The organism is Flavobacterium piscis (genome assembly GCF_001686925.1).
GTDB classification, from domain to species: domain Bacteria; phylum Bacteroidota; class Bacteroidia; order Flavobacteriales; family Flavobacteriaceae; genus Flavobacterium; species Flavobacterium piscis.
Genome location: NZ_LVEN01000001.1, coordinates 102,232 through 122,353, shown reverse-complemented (window position 1 = coordinate 122,353; position 20,122 = coordinate 102,232). Strand labels below are relative to the sequence as shown.

21 protein-coding genes and 1 pseudogene are annotated in these 20,122 nt (G+C 38.4%); 16 read left to right on the top strand and 6 right to left on the bottom strand.

Annotation, left to right across the window (positions count from 1 at the left end; translation table 11 throughout):
• Positions 1-43: 43 nt before the first annotated feature.
• From FLP_RS25815 to FLP_RS00600, 4 genes are all read right to left on the bottom strand, one after another.
• Positions 44-169, bottom strand: coding sequence for a hypothetical protein (locus FLP_RS25815; RefSeq protein WP_262496251.1), 126 nt, complete (start codon positions 167-169; stop codon positions 44-46).
• 220 nt (positions 170-389) lie between these two features.
• Complete coding sequence (locus FLP_RS00610) at positions 390-605, bottom strand: SDR family NAD(P)-dependent oxidoreductase (protein WP_065447566.1); 216 nt, start codon at positions 603-605, stop codon at positions 390-392.
• Positions 606-740: 135 nt separating this feature from the next.
• Positions 741-1,445 (bottom strand): DUF421 domain-containing protein, encoded by a 705-nt coding sequence (locus FLP_RS00605; protein WP_065447565.1) that lies wholly within the window; start codon positions 1,443-1,445, stop codon positions 741-743.
• A complete protein-coding gene (locus tag FLP_RS00600; protein WP_065447564.1) occupies positions 1,438-2,133 on the bottom strand; it encodes a YetF domain-containing protein in 696 nt (231 codons plus the stop codon). Before FLP_RS00600 ends, FLP_RS00605 begins: the two co-directional genes overlap by 8 nt.
• A gap of 360 nt (positions 2,134-2,493) precedes the next feature.
• Between FLP_RS00600 and FLP_RS00595 the strand changes: the two genes are divergently transcribed.
• From FLP_RS00595 to FLP_RS00565, 7 genes are all read left to right on the top strand, one after another.
• Positions 2,494-3,561 carry a zinc-dependent alcohol dehydrogenase gene (locus FLP_RS00595; protein ID WP_065447563.1) on the top strand — a complete coding sequence of 356 codons (1,068 nt, stop codon included), beginning with the start codon at positions 2,494-2,496 and terminating at the stop codon, positions 3,559-3,561.
• A gap of 40 nt (positions 3,562-3,601) precedes the next feature.
• Positions 3,602-4,756 carry a zinc-dependent alcohol dehydrogenase gene (locus tag FLP_RS00590; RefSeq protein WP_065447562.1) on the top strand — a complete coding sequence of 385 codons (1,155 nt, stop codon included), beginning with the start codon at positions 3,602-3,604 and terminating at the stop codon, positions 4,754-4,756.
• A gap of 21 nt (positions 4,757-4,777) precedes the next feature.
• A complete protein-coding gene (locus tag FLP_RS00585; protein ID WP_065447561.1) occupies positions 4,778-5,314 on the top strand; it encodes a hypothetical protein in 537 nt (178 codons plus the stop codon).
• A gap of 30 nt (positions 5,315-5,344) precedes the next feature.
• A complete protein-coding gene (locus FLP_RS00580; RefSeq protein ID WP_243397572.1) occupies positions 5,345-5,731 on the top strand; it encodes an SPW repeat domain-containing protein in 387 nt (128 codons plus the stop codon).
• A gap of 27 nt (positions 5,732-5,758) precedes the next feature.
• A complete protein-coding gene (locus tag FLP_RS00575) occupies positions 5,759-6,532 on the top strand; it encodes an SDR family oxidoreductase (protein ID WP_244894292.1) in 774 nt (257 codons plus the stop codon).
• A gap of 140 nt (positions 6,533-6,672) precedes the next feature.
• A complete protein-coding gene (locus FLP_RS00570) occupies positions 6,673-7,557 on the top strand; it encodes an SDR family oxidoreductase (protein ID WP_065447558.1) in 885 nt (294 codons plus the stop codon).
• Between the two features lie 142 nt (positions 7,558-7,699).
• Positions 7,700-8,509 (top strand): SDR family NAD(P)-dependent oxidoreductase, encoded by an 810-nt coding sequence (locus tag FLP_RS00565; RefSeq protein ID WP_065447557.1) that lies wholly within the window; start codon positions 7,700-7,702, stop codon positions 8,507-8,509.
• 583 nt (positions 8,510-9,092) lie between these two features.
• Here the strand turns inward: FLP_RS00565 and FLP_RS00555 are convergent.
• Together FLP_RS00555 and FLP_RS00550 are read right to left on the bottom strand one after the other, a co-directional pair.
• Positions 9,093-9,341, bottom strand: a complete 249-nt coding sequence (locus FLP_RS00555; RefSeq protein ID WP_065447555.1) for a hypothetical protein — start codon at positions 9,339-9,341, stop codon at positions 9,093-9,095.
• Positions 9,342-9,674: 333 nt separating this feature from the next.
• Entirely contained in the window at positions 9,675-10,073 is a 399-nt protein-coding gene (locus tag FLP_RS00550) for a hypothetical protein (RefSeq protein WP_065447554.1), read from the bottom strand.
• Positions 10,074-10,625: 552 nt separating this feature from the next.
• Between FLP_RS00550 and FLP_RS00545 the strand changes: the two genes are divergently transcribed.
• The 9 genes and pseudogenes from FLP_RS00545 (at position 10,626) to FLP_RS00510 (ending at position 20,115) form a co-directional block, all read left to right on the top strand.
• Positions 10,626-11,282, top strand: coding sequence for a DUF6766 family protein (locus FLP_RS00545; protein ID WP_065447553.1), 657 nt, complete (start codon positions 10,626-10,628; stop codon positions 11,280-11,282).
• Between the two features lie 53 nt (positions 11,283-11,335).
• On the top strand, positions 11,336-13,516 hold the full coding sequence (locus FLP_RS00540) for a hypothetical protein (protein WP_065447552.1): 2,181 nt from the start codon (positions 11,336-11,338) through the stop codon (positions 13,514-13,516).
• Positions 13,517-13,547: 31 nt separating this feature from the next.
• On the top strand, positions 13,548-14,732 hold the full coding sequence (locus FLP_RS00535) for an MFS transporter (protein WP_065447551.1): 1,185 nt from the start codon (positions 13,548-13,550) through the stop codon (positions 14,730-14,732).
• A 25-nt stretch (positions 14,733-14,757) separates the two neighbouring features.
• Positions 14,758-15,302 (top strand): annotated as a pseudogene (locus FLP_RS25885) (SDR family NAD(P)-dependent oxidoreductase).
• A gap of 53 nt (positions 15,303-15,355) precedes the next feature.
• Positions 15,356-15,514 carry a hypothetical protein gene (locus tag FLP_RS25685; RefSeq protein WP_243397569.1) on the top strand — a complete coding sequence of 53 codons (159 nt, stop codon included), beginning with the start codon at positions 15,356-15,358 and terminating at the stop codon, positions 15,512-15,514.
• Positions 15,515-15,687: 173 nt separating this feature from the next.
• Positions 15,688-17,829 (top strand): catalase, encoded by a 2,142-nt coding sequence (locus FLP_RS00525; RefSeq protein ID WP_065447550.1) that lies wholly within the window; start codon positions 15,688-15,690, stop codon positions 17,827-17,829.
• A gap of 18 nt (positions 17,830-17,847) precedes the next feature.
• A complete protein-coding gene (locus FLP_RS00520; RefSeq protein ID WP_065447549.1) occupies positions 17,848-18,429 on the top strand; it encodes a YciE/YciF ferroxidase family protein in 582 nt (193 codons plus the stop codon).
• 206 nt (positions 18,430-18,635) lie between these two features.
• The gene (locus FLP_RS00515; protein ID WP_065447548.1) at positions 18,636-19,376 is read left to right on the top strand and encodes a transporter; all 741 of its coding nucleotides are present in this window, start codon (positions 18,636-18,638) and stop codon (positions 19,374-19,376) included.
• 10 nt (positions 19,377-19,386) lie between these two features.
• Positions 19,387-20,115, top strand: coding sequence for a DUF72 domain-containing protein (locus FLP_RS00510; protein ID WP_065447547.1), 729 nt, complete (start codon positions 19,387-19,389; stop codon positions 20,113-20,115).
• The last annotated feature ends 7 nt before the right edge of the window (positions 20,116-20,122 follow it).

The following is a 20,122-nucleotide window of genomic DNA, read 5'->3' as shown; positions in this document are numbered from 1 at the left end:
ACCATAATATTTTGTTTAAATTAATACTTTTTATCGTTATTCTTTACTTTTTATTCTTTACTTTATTCTCTTTCATTCTTTCATCTACTTTATCATCCACTCCACGCCCTTCTGACATGGGCTGATAAATGGAACCTTGCGTATCAGGAACCTTCGGCCCCATTTCCATTTGGTACTTTTGGGAAACATTAGCTGTAAACCATTCGTTAAAGCGTGGAGACACATTTGCCATAAAAGAAGAACCTTTGGCCTTCTATCCTACCGGAACTATTTTTTTAGGTCTTAGCGATTTTCGAACTACGGCGTTTACTACTTTATCGGACCCGTCCATGAGTGCCATTTTCGGTTCTACACCGCTGTAGTTTGCAGCGTGTCTCCACCACGGTGTATCAACAGCCCATGGCCTCAATAGTAACAACCTTAATATTCTTATAACCATTAAGCCGCAGTTCCTGGCTCAATGCAAGACTCAGGCTTCGCACGCCCGCTTTGGATGCCGCGTAACTCGTTTGATAAGCAAGCGGTGTCTCGCTGTCTACAGATCCCATATTGATCAATATACCTTCGCGCTGTTTAATAAACTGTTGTACCGCTACTTTACTCATAGATAAAACCTTTTAAATTGTTATTAAAAGACAAAGTGTAAAAAGCAGTTTTATTTGATGTATTAGTCTATTCTCATGATTTCTTTTTTTTTGTTTTAACTTAGTTCTTAAGTTTATAACAAGCTTTAAAAAGAATTATAAATTATTTTTAACCGCTGTTTCCCATTGATTTACATCACAAACAGGACATTTTTTATAAATATTATTTTGTTTGGAAACCGTATTGCCACAGTTTCGACAAGCAATAAAATTCTCATCATACGCTATCTCGCTTCTAAAATCCTGATCCGTTTCCGGCAACAGACATAATCCTGGTCTTTCTTTTTCATCGCTATAGGTAACTATGGAGAAAACCCCTTTAGATTCAAAATATAAACGCTGAATCAGACCCAAATTAATGATTCCTTTTAGTCTTAAAGCGGCATAAAGACGCTCGTGGGTAATGCGGCTTTTTTTCATTTCACTAATCATCAAACGTCCATTTTCTACCAATGTTGAGATTTGGTCCAGGACAATCCGTTCTGCCTTTGAATTTCGGGAAGTAATATAAGCCTGTAACGCCTGTAGTGAAATAATAATAAGGATTACCGTTACCGACGGCAAAAGCCCTCTTTCCGGGGTATGAATGGCCACACCCACAGATGCGCCCAGGGTCACCAATGTGACCATCTCCCCACGGCTGAGCATCGCTTCCATACGTCTTCCTAATAGTCGTAGTGATACAACGAGTATTATATAAATAAACAATATTCTTATGATGACTTCAAGAATAAATTCCGGTGGCACTTCTCCTAAAAAAATGCGACCCCAATCTGTTAATTTGATATCGTCCTTATCCATCTTTTATAAATTCTTTTGAAGGTTTTACCCAATTATTATGTCCGCATTTGGGACATTCTGTTTTATAATCTTTTTCGACAACAGTTCCACACCACGTGCAGGCGTTATGGTTCTCGTCCTTTGTTATAATGATATCTATATCTTTTACAGGAAGTATTGATAAACCAGGCTTTACCTCTTTATGTTTATAGATACTGACTGTACCACAGGCCTCGATATAAGCTCTTTTAACCTGCCCTAGATGTCTTATCTCTTTTTCGCGTAAAAGCTCAAATAACTGCTGTCTCGAAATAAAATGCTTTTCTAATTGTCCGATGTCAATAACTGAATCTTTTATAAGAATCGCCAGCCGACCCTGCATTAACTTCTCCCAACTTCTGCTTATAAAAAAGCTTCTGGTAAGACTTCGTTGCAATACCAAAATTGTCAGCAATACTACTACTCCAATCACGATTCCGTGAGTTGGTCCGTGCATTGGCATTGCAACAATAGCACCCAGTGTAATAAATACAGCCCTTTCCGTTATTGTTAATATGGAATTGGTCCGTTTTCCCAATAGTCGGACGACAATTATTAATGCCATATATAAAACAATACTTCTAATGGCTACCTCAACAATAATTTCTGGTGGCGCTTCTCCAAATAAAATTCGGTACCAGTCATCAATCTTAATATCATCCTTATCCATAATACGCTGTTTATATTGTAATTAAGAAATATAAAAGTGTGTTCTTTTTAGAATTTGTGTTTATATCATTATATAGTGTATTTATATAATTTACACCTATAGCACTGAAATATAACATGTTATATTTTTGTAAGTTTTTTAGAATATTATATAAAATGCTGATCTTCTAAAAATGCAAATTTGACTTATGGTTAAAATTAAATATCAGTAATGCTAAATCTTGTCAAATTTTGAAGTTTAGACTGTAATGTGTAAAATCAACAGCCTTTGTAAGTTTTCTTATGGAATTAAATTTTCAACCCCTATTATAACTAGTAGCTGTTTAACAATATTAATTTCTAACAAATAATATTTTTAATTATGGATGATAAAATGACCGCCGCATTAAAGACTGAAAAAGGAGACTTTTCCATCGCTGAAGTACAGATCCCTCAATTACAGAAACCTGACTGGGTTTTGGCCAAGGTACAGGTTGCCGGTATTTGTGGAACAGACCTTCGCCACTGGAAAGTCGAAGATCCCCATCTGGCATGTAAAATAATGGGGCACGAACTTGCCGGTGAAGTGGTGAGTGTGGGACCTGAAGTTACTCATGTAAAACCTGGTGACAGGGTTGTTATCGAAACCGTATTGGGTGACGACAGCTGCACGTGGTGCAATATTCAACAATACAATTTATGCCCGGATCTTTATAAGGTTCGAATGGAAAGCGTTTCGCAGGCATTTGCCCAATATGTCAGCGGACCTGCCAAAAAATTTTATAAACTGCCCGACCATGTTAGTTATGAAGAAGCTGCTTTACTGGATACTTTTTCTGTCGGGTTGCATGCCGTTCAGCTAAGCGGGCTAAAAATCAACGATAAGGTTGCCATTATCGGTTCGGGTTCTATTGGACTTGGGCAATTGCAGCTAGCCAAAATAGCCGGTGCCGACGTCATTATTTTTGATATCGTAGATTCTTCCCTTCAGCTTGCCAAAGAACTTGGTGCTGATGTCACGGTAAACACAAAAAAAGAAGACGGCTACCAAAAACTAATGGAATTTACCAATCAGCTTGGTGCCGACATTACATTTGAATGCGCCGGTGGTACCGCAATGGAGATGACACTTCCGCAGGCTGCAACGTATACAAGAATTGGCGGAAAAGTGGTCATTGTTGGCGGCTTTGACAAAGGAAAAACAACTACAGAGATGGATTGGAATCGCATTCAAATGGGAGAAATAAAATTGATTCCGAGTGCCAGTTATTCCTATTGGGATATTTATCCCGAAATGCAAATTTGCCTTGACCTGCTTTCGAAAGGAAAGCTTAACGCCAAAAAAATGATCACGCATCGTTTTCCAATCGAAAAAATAAATGACGCTTTTACAACGGCCAGGGACAAAGAAAATTCCAATGCCTTGTTTGTAGCGCTCAACATTTCATAAAACACAATAAAACTTTTGTTTCATTTAAAATTTAGAAAATATGCTAGCAATGAATTATCGCGGGCCACACAGAATCCGCGCAGATTACGATAAGCCCATTCCGGAAATCCTGCATCCTCAAGATGCTATAGTAAGAGTCCTGCGTTCGTGCATTTGCGGTTCGGATCTTCATCTTTATCACGGTTTGGTTCCCGATACCCGTGTCGGATCGACCTTTGGACATGAATTTATTGGCGAGATTGTCGAAACGGGATCCGCAGTACAAAACGTGAAGATTGGCGATCGGGTCATTGTACCATTCAATATCTCCTGTGGTAAATGTGCTTTTTGCCGTCAGGAACTTTATGGCAACTGCCATGAATCAAATCCAGAAGCTACTGCTGTTGGCGGTATTTTTGGTTATTCACATACCGCTGGTGGATATGATGGCGGTCAGGCCGAATATGTTCGCGTTCCCTATGCCGATGTTGGGCCTGTTGTAATACCGCAATGGATGGATCCCGATGACGCTGTTCTGTTAACCGATGTAGTGCCTACCGGATATCAGGCTGCCGAGATGGGCGGTATTCAGCCGGGTGATACAGTTGTTGTTTTTGGTGCGGGACCCATTGGAATTATGGCTGCCAAATGTTCGTGGCTTTTTGGCGCCGGGCGTGTCATCATTATAGACCATATTGATTATCGTCTGGAATTTGCAGAAAAGTACGCGCAATGCGAAGCCTTTAATTTTAATTCCATCGGAGATCCGGTTGTATTCCTGAAAAGCATTACCGATTCCCTTGGAGCGGATGTATGCATTGATGCCGTAGGATGCGAAGCTGCAGGTAATGTTATGAATACCATTACCGGCCGAAGATTGCTGCTTCAGGGTGGTTCTACAACGGCATTACATTGGGCAATTAATGGCGTGAAGAAAGGTGGAATTGTTTCGATTGTGGGAGTTTACGGTCCTATTGACAGCCTGATTCCAATAGGAAATGTAGTGAATAAGGGAATTACAATTCGTGCCAATCAGGCTTCTGTAAAAAGACTGCTTCCTAGGCTCATCGATCATGTGCAATCCGGCATTTTGGATCCTAAAGGACTCATAACACATCGGTTTCCACTTGAAGAGGTGTCTGAAGCCTATCATGTATTTTCATCAAAACTGGATAATTGTATTAAAACGGTTTTAGTTCCGCCATCAGCGAGATAATTAATTTTAAAATTTAATAGTATGATAACAGATCAAACAAGCCCGGAAGATTTTACAAATGAAAGACTGGGCAAATACAGCCAAATAAAAGGATGGGGAATTGACGCTAATGAAAAAAACGATCCCACGTATCCTATTAAAATAAGAAATAACGACGAGCACAAAGGCTACACCTGGGAGCGTCCCGCACAGCAGGATGAAACGGTAGAAATACTCCAATCAGTCGAAAGACCTAACCTTACTGCCGTATACGGAACATCAAAACCGCCATCAGGATTAAGCGGTGTAATTCGAAGACTCGCTTATAAATACAGCGAATCCAGCTATGGCCGATGGCTGCCGCTTATACTTGCTGACCGAGTAGATATGGTAGAAGGTGTATTAAGTGATTTTTCTAAAGGTCATGTTCCAAACATCCCTAAAGAAATCGGATTAAAATCAGAGTGGAAATACAACAGAGAAGAATTTTTAGTAAAAACAGCCGCCGGAATTTTGATTACCGGGGCAATTTTAATGCTGCTGTTTTCTTCTGATAAAAAGCAAACACAAAGTAAATAAGATATATTAAACTTGGAATTTATGCAAATAATGGAAACAAAAAACCATGCTTATACAGACTACAGCGTGGGAATCATTTTAATTGCTGCAGCTTACCTTTTAAATTTTCAATCAGAAAAAATGCCTAATACAGTTCTGTATGCTGTAGGCACCTGGTCATTGCTGTACAGCTTATTGACAAACTATGAATTAGGAATTATAAAAATAATTCCAATAAATATCCACTTTATGCTGGATACCGTTACGGGAATTTTTCTGGCAACATCGCCATGGCTCCTGGGATTTTCGGATAAGGTATTCCTGCCACATTTAATATTGGGCTTGACTATAATTGGCGCTGCTATAATAACAAGTATAAAACCAGCATGCCATCAAAGTACAAATTTTAAAATACGCAAACGTCAACCCTTAAAATAGAACAGTAAGAACAAATAATCTACCTGATTGCAAACACTAAATAATATGGAAAATTTATCAAACTATTTTGGACAGAATATTGACCGCAAACGTATTGTGATTACGGGCGGTACAACCGGAATTGGAAAAGCAACAGCAGCACTCCTGGCTTCACTGGGCGGTCATATTTTTATTTTTGGACGAGATAAGGACGATTTCGATAAGGCTATTGATGCTATTAAAGCACAGGCAGAAGGAGAAGTCTATGGCATTACAGCAGATATTACCAGAAAAGAAGATATTGAACTGATCTGGCAGGAAATAGACGATAAGCTTGGAGGTATTGATATCCTTATTAACAATGCCGCTTTACCTGCTAATGGAATTGAAGAAGAAGAATATGAAAACATAAAGTATATTCTTGAAACCAACATCCTGGGATACATATCTTTCACTAAAGAAGCGGTATCAAGAATGAAAACCCATAAGAAAGGCCATATTGTCAACATAGGTTCAATGAGCGCCGAAACGCATGAAGAAACCGGAACTGTTTATGTTGCAACAAAGTCGGCAATAAGAGGATTTACTACTGCACTTCGAAAAGAAGTAAACGAACTTGGTATAAAAGTATCCCTTATTGAGCCAGGCGCCGTCACCAGCGACATGCAACCCGCGCCAAAAGAGCAGCAGAGAGAACAAATTGAAAAAATGGAAATGCTTAAAGCAGCAGATATCGCCATGAGCGTTTTATTTTGTCTTTCACAACCGAAACGTTGCGATATCGTGACCATTCAGGTTAGGCCACACTTGCAGGTGATATAAAATAGCTATGAGTAGACAGATCAAATATTAGCCAGGTACTGGCAACGTTTATCATTTCGAATTTAATCAAATGTGAATCTGAAGCATTATTAGCATTCATCTTTCTGTACATAATTTATTAATACCCTAAAAATAAAATCATGGAAAATACTGTTTTACAAAACCCTATAACCAAATACATCCAACCTCCTTATGAAGAAGGAAGACAGGAAACTCCGGGATATGAAGCAGATATGCAACTGAAACCCGATCATGGAGAAGAATCTTACAAAGGATCAGGAAAATTAAAGGGAAGAAAAGCCCTTATAACCGGCGGAGACTCCGGCATAGGAAAAGCCGTTGCCATAGCCTTTGCGCGAGAAGGTGCCGATGTGGCAATATCGTATGCTGATGAACATGATGACGCCAAAGACACCGCAGATTATATTGAAAAAGCAGGCCGAAAGGCAGTACTAATTTCTGGCGACATCTCTGATGAAAACCATTGCAGTAAAATAGTGGAAAAAACGGTGGAGGAATTGGGAGGCATAGATATCATTGTCAATAACGCCGCTTTTCAGATGTCAAGGGAATCTCTTCAGGAAATCCCCTCGGATGAATGGGATAAAACATTCAAAATCAATATTCATCCCATGTTTTATATTTGTAAGGCAGCTGAAAAGAATCTGCTTCCCGGAAGCACTATAATCAATACCACATCTGTCGTAGCCTATAAGGCATCGCCGAACCTTCTCGCTTACGCTGCAACAAAAGCTGCGATACAAAATTTTACATCAGGCCTGGCCCAGCTGTGGGGGGAAAAGGGAATACGAGTGAACTGCGTGGCACCCGGTCCAATCTGGACGCCACTGATACCTTCAACTATGCCGGCAGAAGCAGTAAAAGAATTTGGCGCAGATGCCCCGCTAAAACGTGCAGGCCAACCTGCTGAATTAGCTCCAGCATACGTACTCCTGGCATCACAGGAGTCCAGTTATATGACAGGATCAACTGTACAGGTGACGGGTGGATATCCTACTATTTAGAGATAGAATGCCCCTTCTTTATGCAGTTGTTAGAATAGTATTTTTTTAAATAAAATTTTAAAAGTGAATACTATTTATATAAATATATAAATATCCCAAATGATTGGTCGATAAAACAATTAAACTTTTAATAAAAAACATCATGGAAAATAATAAAAATTATGCGCTAATTACCGGAGCTACCGAAGGAATCGGTTACGAGCTTGCGAAGCTCTTTGCCAGCGACGGCTATAACCTTGTTATTGTGGCAAGGCATATTGATGAATTGAAAAACAGGGCTGCCGAATTCAGCAAGCAGGGTGTCGAGGTCATAGCCATTGCAAAAGACCTGTTTAAGAGAGAGGACGCCTTTGCACTGTGCGCGGAAGTGCAGTCAAGAAACATACAGGTTGACGTGCTTGTAAATAATGCCGGACAAGGAGTTTACGGACTTTTCAAGGATACTGAACTCCAGCGCGAGCTGGAAATTATTGACCTGAACATTGCCTCCACTGTAATCCTGACAAAACATTTTGCAACGCAAATGATAGCCCGCGACTATGGTAAAATTTTGAATCTTGCCTCAATAGCCAGCAAGACCCCAGGACCATGGCAGTCGGTTTACCACGCTACCAAAGCTTTTGTTTACTCTTTTTCTGAAGCTATCAGGCATGAATTTAAAGAAAATAACATTACGGTTACCGCGCTTTTACCAGGCGCGACCGATACCGATTTCTTTAATAAGGCTGATATGCAGCAAAGCGCAATGGTGCAGGACAAATCCTCACTTTCTGATCCGGCCGATGTGGCAAAAGATGGGTATGAGGCATTAATGACCGGCAAGGATAAAATTATTTCCGGTTTTAAGAACAAGGCTATGATCGGTATGAGCAATATATTGCCCGATACCGCAGTTGCTGCTATGATGGATAAGCAACAGAAGCCTGCCGATCAGTCTGATTCTACAAAATAAAAATGTGCTCAAAATTGGTTTATTATCGAATGATACAACTAGTTCAACTTGCTTTGTGTTTAGGGGATTTTTGATGTGAAAAATATTAAACTTTCGCTCCAATCCCCAACATGACATCCAAACCAAATTCATAAAGCCAATGAAAGGCAACCCTCTGCTTCCAGTTAAGACAATCTCTTTAAATCCTCCTAAATTGCTGCGTAATTTGTCCTTATGGGTCACTGCAGCCAAATGGCGCCAATTGAAGACAATGGGCGCTATTTTTTATTCAAAAAGTTACTGATTATTATATTACGTAATTTTTGTCTTTTGGGTTTGAATGTACAGTTCTCCGGGATAATACAGGGCTTTTCAGGAGCCATAGCCCCGATTGCTTCGCTCGTGTGTAGTGAAAATCCTTTTGGCCGGGATTTGGCACAAAAGATTGCAACTTAGAGCGGGAAAAGCTTCCAAAAAACAATATCAAACAGCCCATACTGCTTTTTAAAGATTACCGGCAAATCAAAAAGCGCCCTTTCATTGAAACAGGGCGCTTTTTTTCATAATTCTTTTTTCAGGCAACTAAAATTTCAATTCGCTGCCATTAGCTTAAAATTGATATACTATCCTCAAGCTCCTCCCTGGCTATAAAGGCCGCAATAAATTCACGCACTTCAATGCCCGTTCCATTCCCAATATCAAAAGAATTGACATGGAACTCTGCGTCATGATCCAAAATGTGTATGATCTGGGTGTAGCCCTTTGAGATCAGGCGTCCTTTTAATTTAATAATTTTGAACTGCTGTTTGCCGTCCAGTTCTTTGCGAACCTTCAGCCTCACCCCCTTATCCATTGCAAATAACTTTAAGTAGTGTATGATGTAAAATCAGTATCAAATATAAAAAAGATATAATTCATAATTTGATTCTAAGGCCCAATATCAAAAAAAAAGCCAAAACGATGCCTGTTGAATGTTATTGGAATTCTTCTATGTCAGGTCATTTCCAGCTCTTATCAAAAATAGATTTTTCAGGATCGTAAAAACAAAATAATACTTCAAATCTTCTTATTTGCCTGGTCAGAATCCAATTGCCTTGTTTTTCCAGCAGTCGCTTTGGCTGATAGAAAAATATCAAACCCGCCCACCTGAATTTTTCTTTAAATAAAGTAACAATACAAAAGACAATTACTTTTTGGTTTCTTTTTCTTTTGAAACTTTAGCGTTAGCCTTAGGCCCTAGTTTTGCGGTATCTTTTTTAGTTTGTGAAGATATATCATATACCGAGCCATCTTTTGCATCCGGTCCTGGACCTGTTCCTTTATTATCCGAAGTGTTTTGTTTGGCAGCGGGTGTTTCTGGAGATGAAATACTTTCTGCGCCAGTAACACCTTCAGGTTCAGTTGCGCTTGCAGGGGTGGAATTTGTTCCGGTGCCTATTTTTGTTGTAGCTGCTGAAGAGGTATCAGTAGGCGTTTTTGTTGTATTAATTTCATCACTATATCCGTCTTTGTCGTTTTTACAGGAAAGTAAAAACCCTGTTGCCAATATGAAGAAAATCATTTTTAATTTAAATAGCGTTTTCATAGTAGTAAGTTTTCTGTTCTTAATACTTCAAATTTAAAATTAACATTGGATTGGATTTTATATAATTTACTTTTCATTTTATAATCCTTTACTTTAAACTTACTATTAAGGAGAGTCAAATTAATTGTATTTGGAATTATAAAATTTTATTGATACTGGTCAAACTCTAAAAATAATTCAACAGAGTTGCAGCTATATTTAGCGCATTTATTTTAGGGCTGTTTTAAAATTTAAAAAAACTGCATTATAATTACTCCCCAGTGCAGACACAAATTACACTTCTCAAACTAAGGCAGTCAGCTTCATGATAACTTTCGTAGCTCAAAAAAAAGTAAGTTTTATAATTAACTGAAAATATACACTTGTAATTTATAGTCCCTTTTTTTGAGCGGTTTGAAAACACTAAAGCAAATACATTTAAAAACTGTTTAAATCCAGTTTCCGTTTATGAATCTTAGCGAGGGCAATTAATAAAATAATGTAAAGTTTCATTGTAATTCTATAAGAAAATATGCATCCCGTTTTTGAAATTTGTTTCAAAACAAAAAACAAATGAAAAATTACTTACGCAATAACGGACTATGTATCTGCTTTTTAGCACTATTTATAGCAACATTAATTGGTCAGATAATCTTTGGATTTGAAGAACATAATAAAGAGTTAATTGAAGAAGGCAGCACAGCTATCAATCTTTCTGCTTATCTTATTTCTGGTCATTTTATCCAGTCTACTTTTGAAAATTGGGAAAGCGAATTTTTACAAATGGCATTGTTTGTAGTTTTTACCATTTTTTTAATGCAGAAAGGTTCTTCAGAATCTAAAGATCTTGACCAGGAGGAAGAAGTCGACAGAGAACCCTCACCTACCCGACAAGATGCACCATGGCCCGTAAAAAGAGGCGGGTGGATGCTGAAAATTTACAAATATTCACTCACCATTGTTTTGTTCTTATTGTTTCTACTTTCCTTTTTTGCCCACTTTTACGGAAGCTTAAAAGATGAAAATGAACAATTAGCATTAAAAGGAATGCCTTTGGAATCTGCCACTGATTATATTGGGGATTCAAGATTTTGGTTTGAATCTTTTCAGAACTGGCAAAGCGAATTTCTCTCTGTTTTTGCCATTATAATGCTTTCTATCTATTTAAGACAAATTGGCTCCTCACAATCCAAACCTGTTGATGCACCGCATATGGAGACAGGAGAATAGCTGAAATATCCAATTCAGATAGCAAAGATTCTTTATTAATAAAAACTTATCTTATGAATACAGTAACACCTTGGAGCGCAACGGCTCAGGAAGATATTGAAAATAGTGAACTGCTATTAGAAAGAAAAATCCTTGATTATACGTATCAATTTTATAATACGGGCGATTCATTATGGATCGTCGCTCTCCTGCCCGATAACGGAAAAATAGCGTTTCGGGCGGCATTTGCAATGAACAGTTGCTTTGAAGTTGTGAATATTTTTGACAACCAAACAATTGTAATCCAATTGAATACCAAACTTGGAAGTTATGAAGTCCGTGTAGATTTTCCGGATAAGGAAACGCCTATACTACATTACACCACCACTTTTAAGGCCAATATGCCGTTGATGATTCCGTTTTGGCCACGAGATATAATTCCTTTGACACAAAATGGAAGTGTAGAGAATACCGCTGGAAAAATTCATATGGAACAATTTGGATCCCGATCCGGATTATTATTTGCAAGTATTACAAAACCAGCAACCGGATCGTTTTTTTATTTTCAAAATCTTACGTCACTTTCTGAATATTGCGAAGTAACTCAATCTGAATCTAAAAATACTGTTGGAGGAACCTGGCCAGAAATTGGTTTTCAATTGCCCTCTACTGATAAACAACCTCTTCCGGCAGACAAATCTTTTACAATATCAGATGCTTATGTAGTTCTGGAAACTGAGATATTCGAAGAAACAACCTCTATTTGTGAACATTTTTTAAATAACCTTGTCAAAATATATAAAGCGCTTGAACAGCCACGAATTGAATATCACCATTGGCCCGAAATCGCTCAAAAAGTGGTTGCAGATTTAACCAATAACAAAGGCGCCTGGACACAAAAAGACGGGATTCCGTATTTAAGCGCCTACTTGTGCGACTACGAAACACCTCCTGAAAGCATGGTGCAGCTTGCTGTACTAACTCCATTCAAGGAATATGAAAAATGGAGTGCCCAAAAACAACCTGTTTGCGATGATTTGATTAAAGGACTGCCCGCTTTTTACGATCCAAAAATAAAGTGCATTAATCGCTGGCTTCCTTCAATGGTGGACAAACTGGACAAGTCCGAAGAACAAAAAAAAGAGATGGTGATGGATTCCTGGTATCTGCATCATCCGCTAATGAATTTGGCAAGACTGGCCTTAGATGGCGACAAAACAGCTGAAAAACTATTATTGGACTCCATTGATTTTGTCATAAAGGTGGCACATCATTTTAAATATGAGTGGCCGGTATTTTATAATATGGAAACACTTGAAATAATCAAGGAAGAAACTGCTCCGGGCGCCGGGGGTGAAAATGATGTTCCCGGTTCTTATGCGCATTTAATGCTGTTGGTTTTTAACTTGACCAAAGAAAAACGTTATTTAAACGAAGCTGAAAAAGCAGCAAAAAAATTAGCAGATCTCGGACTTAATATTTTATATCAGGCCAATAACACCGCGTTTGCAGCAGGCGCATTATTAGAACTGTATAAAATTACCAACAAAAAATTGTACCTGGATCTAAGTTATACCTGCCTTACGGGATTATTTAAAAATATTCAATTGTATGATTGCAGATACGGATATGGAAAAAATTACACCAATTTCTTTTCCATCTTTCCTCTCAATGATGCTCCCTATACTGCTGCATATGAAGAGTTAGAGGTATATGCTGCCTTATCAGAATATATGATTCAGGCAAAGGATGTTGAAATTTTACCGGCTCTAAAAACACTGCTACCGGAGTTCATTAAATATGCGGTGGGTAGAATTGCTTATTATTATCCAACGATGCTGCCTAAAGAAATGCTTTCTGAAGAAGTAAAAACAGGAGAAATACAAGCTGATTTGTGGATTCCTTTAGAAGATTTATACAACGGCTGGGAACAAAGCGGTCAGGTTGGTCAGGAAGTTTACGGTGCAGGAATGCCATTTGGTGTTGTGCCAAGGCAATATATTAAAATAGAAGATGACTTTCTTGTTTTTGTTGACTATCCGGTTATTCAGCAAACCAAAAGAGGAAAATCACTAACCATACATCTGCAGGGGGATAAAGATATGTGCTGCAATTTGAAGATTTTAAAATTGGACGACCGAAATATTAAAATGAAAGTATTTCAGGATAAGGACCTTCTAAAGGCTTTTTACGAAAGTGCCAAAATACACGAGTACAGAATTTCAGGTCAGGCCGTAATTAAAGTGCAATGGTAAATACGATAATTGTGAAAGAAAAAATTAGAGTATGTACGATACAGAAAACTTACAACGACGAAAAAGCAGAATTGCCAATGCGGTATTCTTTTTTATTTCCGGATATGGTTACGCAGCCTGGGCTTCAAGAATACCAACCATTCGGACTGAATTTCAATTGAGTGACAGCATGCTTGGCAGTATATTATTTGCAATGCCAATAGGTTTGATTTGCACATTGCCAATTACAAATTATCTTCTAAGCCGAAACAGCAGCAAAAAAATAATGCTGATAGGATCAATTGCTTTTAATGCTGTTTTATGTTTAACCGGTTTTGTATCAGAAGTCTGGCAGCTCTTTGTCATCTTGTTTTGTTTCGGATCGTCTCGAAATCTTTTAAATATCAGTATGAATGCGCAGGCTGTAAGTGTACAAAAACTTTATAGAAACAAATCAATTATCACCACTTTCCATGGAATTTGGAGCATCGCGGGATTTTCGGGAGCGGCTTTAGGTTATGTTTTGGTTAGTTTCGGAATTGGTATTCAATGGCATTTTCCTTTGGTTGGAATTGCCATGATTGCCTTAACACTTCATCAGTATCAATATACATTAGACGCTCCGGCCGATTCAAAAAAACACAAAACATTATTTGCATTGCCAGAGAAATCTATATTGGGATATGCCATCATAGTTTTTATTTGCATGGCTTGCGAAAATACGATGTATGACTGGAGTGGCGTTTATTTTCAGAAAGCCATGAAAGCCTCACAGCCACTGGCAACCGGCGCGTTTGCAGTTTATATGATCACCATGACAGTGGGCAGGTTTGCAGGTGATCGAATTGTCAACAGAATCGGCGTCAAAAAAATGCTTTTCTACAGTGCCGCCTTGCTGGCAACAGGCTTTTTAATTGTGGTAACGCTACCTTTTGTTTTTACGGGAATTCTTGGTTTTATCCTGATAGGATTCGGAATATCCTGTATTTCACCACTTGTTTTTGGTCTTGCAGGAAAGTCTGCCGTACATAGCAGCGCGAGTTCACTTGCCTCCATTTCAAGTATCAGTTATCTCGGGTTTCTGGCTGTACCTCCGCTAATTGGTTTTATTTCTGAAGTCACCAGTATCAGGGTTTCTTTTGGAATTATAACATTTCTTGCCGGAATCATGATTGTACTTATTTCTAAAATTAAAGAAGAATCAAATGTTGTGAAAAATGTTACAGCACAACAATAGTAATCACTTATAAAAAAAACAAATAATGGAACAATTAACAAATTACTTTGGACAAAACATTAAAGATAAACGAATTGTAGTAACCGGCGGAACGACCGGAATTGGAAAAGCGATTGCTGATGTTTTGGTCTCTCTTGGCGGTCGCGTGCTTATTTTTGGAAGGGACCATGAAGATTTTAAAAAAGCTGTTGCGGATATTAAAAAGCAATTTCCCGGCAGCGAGGTTTATGGCACTCCGGCCGATGTGACCAAAAAAAAGACATCGATAAAATATTGGAAATTGCAGATAGTGAACTGGGCGGAATCGACATTTTGATCAACAACGCAGCACTTGCATCTCCCGGAATAACAAAGGAAACATACGAAGATTACAAGTATATTATAGATACCAACATTACCGGTTATCTGGCCTTTGCTCAGGAAGCCGCATCAAGAATGAAAGAACAGAAATCCGGACATATTATTAATATCGGATCAATGAGCGCAGAAAGCCGTAATCCCGAAAGTACTATTTATGTCGCAACCAAATCAGCCATAAGAGGTTTAGCACCTCGCTGCGTAAGGAATTAAATCCGCTTGGCATTAAAGTTTCTCTCATCGAACCCGGAGCCGTAACAAGCGATATGCAGACTGACCCGAAAGAAGTACAGCACGAAAAGGTAGACAAAATGGAAATGCTTGAAGCGTATGATATTGCCATGAGTACTTTGTTTTGTTTGTCTCAGCCAAAAAGATGCGATATCGTTTCGATGCAAATTCGCCCACATCTTCAAAGTATATAAAAAATTGTAACGATGGAAATGTCAGGATGGTAATTGTATAATCTTCAGGAATAATAGTATAATTTCAACTTAATTATCAAAACTAAATTTGGTTTTATTACCCACAAACACTTCATAATGTGAATGATAAAAACAAATCAAAACCTATTTAATCTCACAAATCAAAAAATTATATGAAAAATTATCAAGACGAAAAACAGCGTGATTTGTCGATAAACAAATCTGATGGAACAAATAAGTTTCTGACTACCGATCAGGGTGTTCGCATTAATGATGACAACAATTCGCTAAAAGCAGGCGAAAGAGGGCCTTCCCTACTCGAAGATTTTATCTTAAGAGAAAAAATCACACATTTTGACCACGAACGTATTCCGGAACGAATTGTACACGCACGCGGTTCGGGAGCTCACGGTTTTTTTGAAGTCACAAACCCTATACCTGAGTTAACAAAAGCAGGATTTTTGCAGGAAGCAGGATTAAAAACGCCGGTTTTTGCTCGTTTTTCTACAGTTGCGGGTTCAAGAGGATCTACTGATCTGGCCAGGGATGTTCGAGGATTTGCTGTGAAATTTTATACCCAGGAAGGTATTTACGATTTGGTTGCCAATAACATACCTGTCTTTTTTATTCAGGATGCTTCAAAATTCCCGGATCTTGTTCATGCCGTAAAACCGGAACCTCACAACGAAATGCCTCAGGCTGCTTCTGCGCACGATACTTTTTGGGATTTTATTTCGCTAATGCCCGAATCGATGCACATGATTATGTGGATAATGTCTGACCGCGCCATTCCCAGAAGTTACAGAATGATGGAAGGATTTGGCGTTCATACTTTTAGACTTATTAATGAAGCCGGAGCATCTACTTTTGTAAAATTTCACTGGAAACCAAAGTTAGGAACCCATGCCGTAGCCTGGGACGAGGCTCAGAAAATTTCAGGAAAAAATCCAGATTTTCATCGTGAAGATTTATGGGAAGCCATCGAAATGGGGAATTTTCCCGAATGGGAATTAGGCGTGCAGATCATTCCTGCAGAGGATGAACACAAATACGAATTTGATTTACTTGATCCAACTAAAATCGTTCCTGAGGAATTAGTTCCAGTAACAATTGTAGGAAGAATGGTTTTGGATAAAAATCCGGATAACTTTTTTGCAGAAACAGAACAAATCGCTTTTCATCCCGGACATGTGGTGCCGGGAATTGATTTTTCGAATGATCCCCTTTTACAAGGAAGATTATTTTCTTATACAGATACGCAATTATCCCGGTTAGGAAGTCCAAATTTTCATGAAATTCCAATTAACCGAAGTGTTGCACCGGTTCACAACAATCAACGTGACGGACATATGCGTCAGGAAATTAATAAAGGACGCGTAAGTTATCATCCCAATTCATTAGGCGGAGGATGCCCTTATCAGGCTATGATTGCCGAAGGCGGATTTGCAAGTTTCAACGAACGCGTAGATGCTCATAAAGTGAGGGAAAGAAGTGAAAGTTTTGCAGATCATTTTGGCCAGGCAAGACTATTTTTTAACAGCCAGACCGATGTAGAAAAAAGCCACATCGTAAAAGCATTGCGCTTTGAACTTGGAAAAGTAGAAACGACAGCGGTAAGAGTCAGAATGCTGGGGCTTTTATCTCAGGTAGATACACAACTGGCAGAAAAAGTAGCCATGGGACTTGGCGCAACAGTTCCGCCAATATTAGAAACTCCAATTAATCATGGCGTATCTCCGGAAAACGAAAACGGAAATCAGGAACCTCAGATTGTGGATTCTTCTGTTGATAGCTCTGATGCACTCTCCATGCTTAAAAACCCAACCAATTCCCCTACCATTGCTTCTCGAAAAGTAGCGATAATTGTTTCTGACGGAGTTTCTGAAGCCGCTGTCCAAAACATAAAAAGTGCGCTTTTAAAAGAAGATGCAAAAGGCTTAATTGTTGCACCACATCTAGGTTCTGTACTTACAGATCAGGACGGGGCGCTTGCAGCAGATTTTAGTTTCTTAACCGCATCATCGGTTTTATTTGATGCCGTTTACATTCCGCATGGATTAGGACTTAACACTTTAGCTGAAAACGACGATGTAATGGAATTTTTAAACGACGCTTATAAACATTGCAAAGTTATTGGTGCCGATGGCAAGGCAACGGGATTATTGAACGATACACCTTTTGCCTCAAAAATAACGAATGACGATTCCGGAATTATTTTATCCGGAGAAGCTGCTAAAGAATCCTTTGCATTAGAGTTTATAGCGGCTATGGCACAGCACCGCTTTTGGGACCGAGAACCAAACTTATACAATTAACATTCAAAATATAAAAACATGAAAAATCAGGAAAAACCAACAGAAAGCAAAGTTGCTGCGAAAGTCAGCAAACCACATACTAGTGGTAATATTGTACAACCTGCAGCAGATGCAGCCGAAGATTTGAGAGCTTTATTTATCGATAGCCTTAAAGATATTTACTGGGCCGAAAATGCACTTGTTGGTGCTTTGCCTAAAATGTCTGCAAATGCAACAGCTTCAGGTCTTTCGAGCGCTATTATAGAGCATCTTCTAATTACACAAAATCAAGTATCAAGACTTGAAAAAGTTTTTGATTTACTTGGAGAAAAAGCCGAAGGAAAAAAATGCGAGGCTATGGCCGGATTATTAAAAGAAGGCGATAGTATTTTGCTTGAAACGGCTCCGGGTGCTGTTAGAGATGCGGGAATTATTTCGGCATCGCAAAAAATCGAACATTATGAAATTGCAACTTATGGTACTTTAGTCGCTTTTGCAAAGGCATTAGGCGAGAATGATGCTGCAAAATTATTAACACAAACACTTGCCGAGGAAAAAGAAGCTGACTGCATTCTTAATGATGTTGCCTTAAACACAGTTAATGTCGTTGCGGCAGAATAAAAAACAATAATACTACTTCTTTTCATTTTACCTGAAAAACATCTGTACTTCGTGCAGATGTTTTTTGCATTCAAATTTAAATATCAAAATATGGAAGAATTATTGCATGACATATCACAGCCGACGGTAAATACAGGTCTGAAATTGCAATTAAGGTTACTGAGATATTAAACGCAAATGGGTTTGTTTTAAAATAAAATGTTATTATGAAATTACTAGGAAAATTTATTACGCTAAGCTTGTTTAGCATCTCTTATATAACGTCCGCACAACAAATACAGACAGACAGGCCAAACGAAACCGAAGGTCCAAATGCTGTTGCCAGGCATCATTTACAAATAGAATCCGGCTTTATCTTTGAACAGGAAGATAACAAAAAAATATTTGAAGTTCCTCAAATCGTTTTGCGTTACGGACTGGTAAAGAATCTTGAATTTCGCATTGAAAGTGCCTTAAAAACAGAACAGGAGCAAAATGATAATCATTACGGAATAGACCCTATTGCTGTGGGTTTAAAATACCACATTGCAGATCATAAAGGTGCAATTCCTGATATTGCATTATTTGGACGTACAAGTATTCCGTGGTTAGCAGATAATGCTTACCAGGAACCCAAATACAGTCCTGAATTACGGATTTTAGTGCAACATGAACTTTCTAAATCTTCTCATCTGGGCTATAATACAGGGGTTCACTGGCTGCCTGAAAGGTCTAATCCGGAATATATTTATACCATTTCAGCAGATCATTCTTTAACCAGAAAAATTAAACTCGTCGTTGAAGTTTATGGTTTTGCAGAACCTGATCACCATGCTAAAAATAAGGCCGATGCAGCCCTGTTATTTCTTGTAAATAATAATCTGCAATTAGACTTTATAGCCGGAACGGGCATTATGCATGCGTATTCAGACAGATTTGCAGAAATTGGATTATCATATCGAATTTAAGTAAATCATTATGGAAAATCACAGAATTTATATTGGTACTTCGGGCTGGGCTTATAAGCACTGGATGGGAACATTTTATCCTGAAGGAACAAAGGTCAAAGACAGATTTGCTTATTATCTTGAAAAATTCAGTACCGTCGAAATCAATAATACATTTTATGGTATGCCTTCAGAGGACACTTTCTTGAATTGGAAAAATAACACACCGGATAATTTTGTCTACGTCATCAAAGCCAATAAATATATTACGCACAACAAAAAACTGCACGATCCTGAGGTAACACTTCCTCCTTTTATGGATCTTGTACAATCATTAGGCAAAAAACTGGGACCCGTTTTATTTCAGCTTCCGCCAGTCATGAAATCAAACATAGCACTCTTAGAAAAATTTTTAAAGGCTTTACCGAAGAAGTATCGGTTTGTATTTGAGTTTAGAAATGCCGACTGGTATAAAGAAGAAGTTTTTGCTTTACTGGAAAAATACAATTGTGCATTTTGCATTTATGAATTAGCGGGGCACATGTCGCCGGTTAAAATCACGGCAGATTTTGTATACCTTCGATTGCACGGTCCGGGCAATAAATATCAGGGAAGTTATCCTGATGAAACTTTACAGCAATGGGCAGACCAGTGCTTAAAATGGGCAGAAACTAAAGAGGTCTTTGTGTACTTTGACAACGACGAAAAAGGCTACGCGGCTTTTAATGCCTTAAAACTACAGGAATTAACTTCTGGATAATTAATTG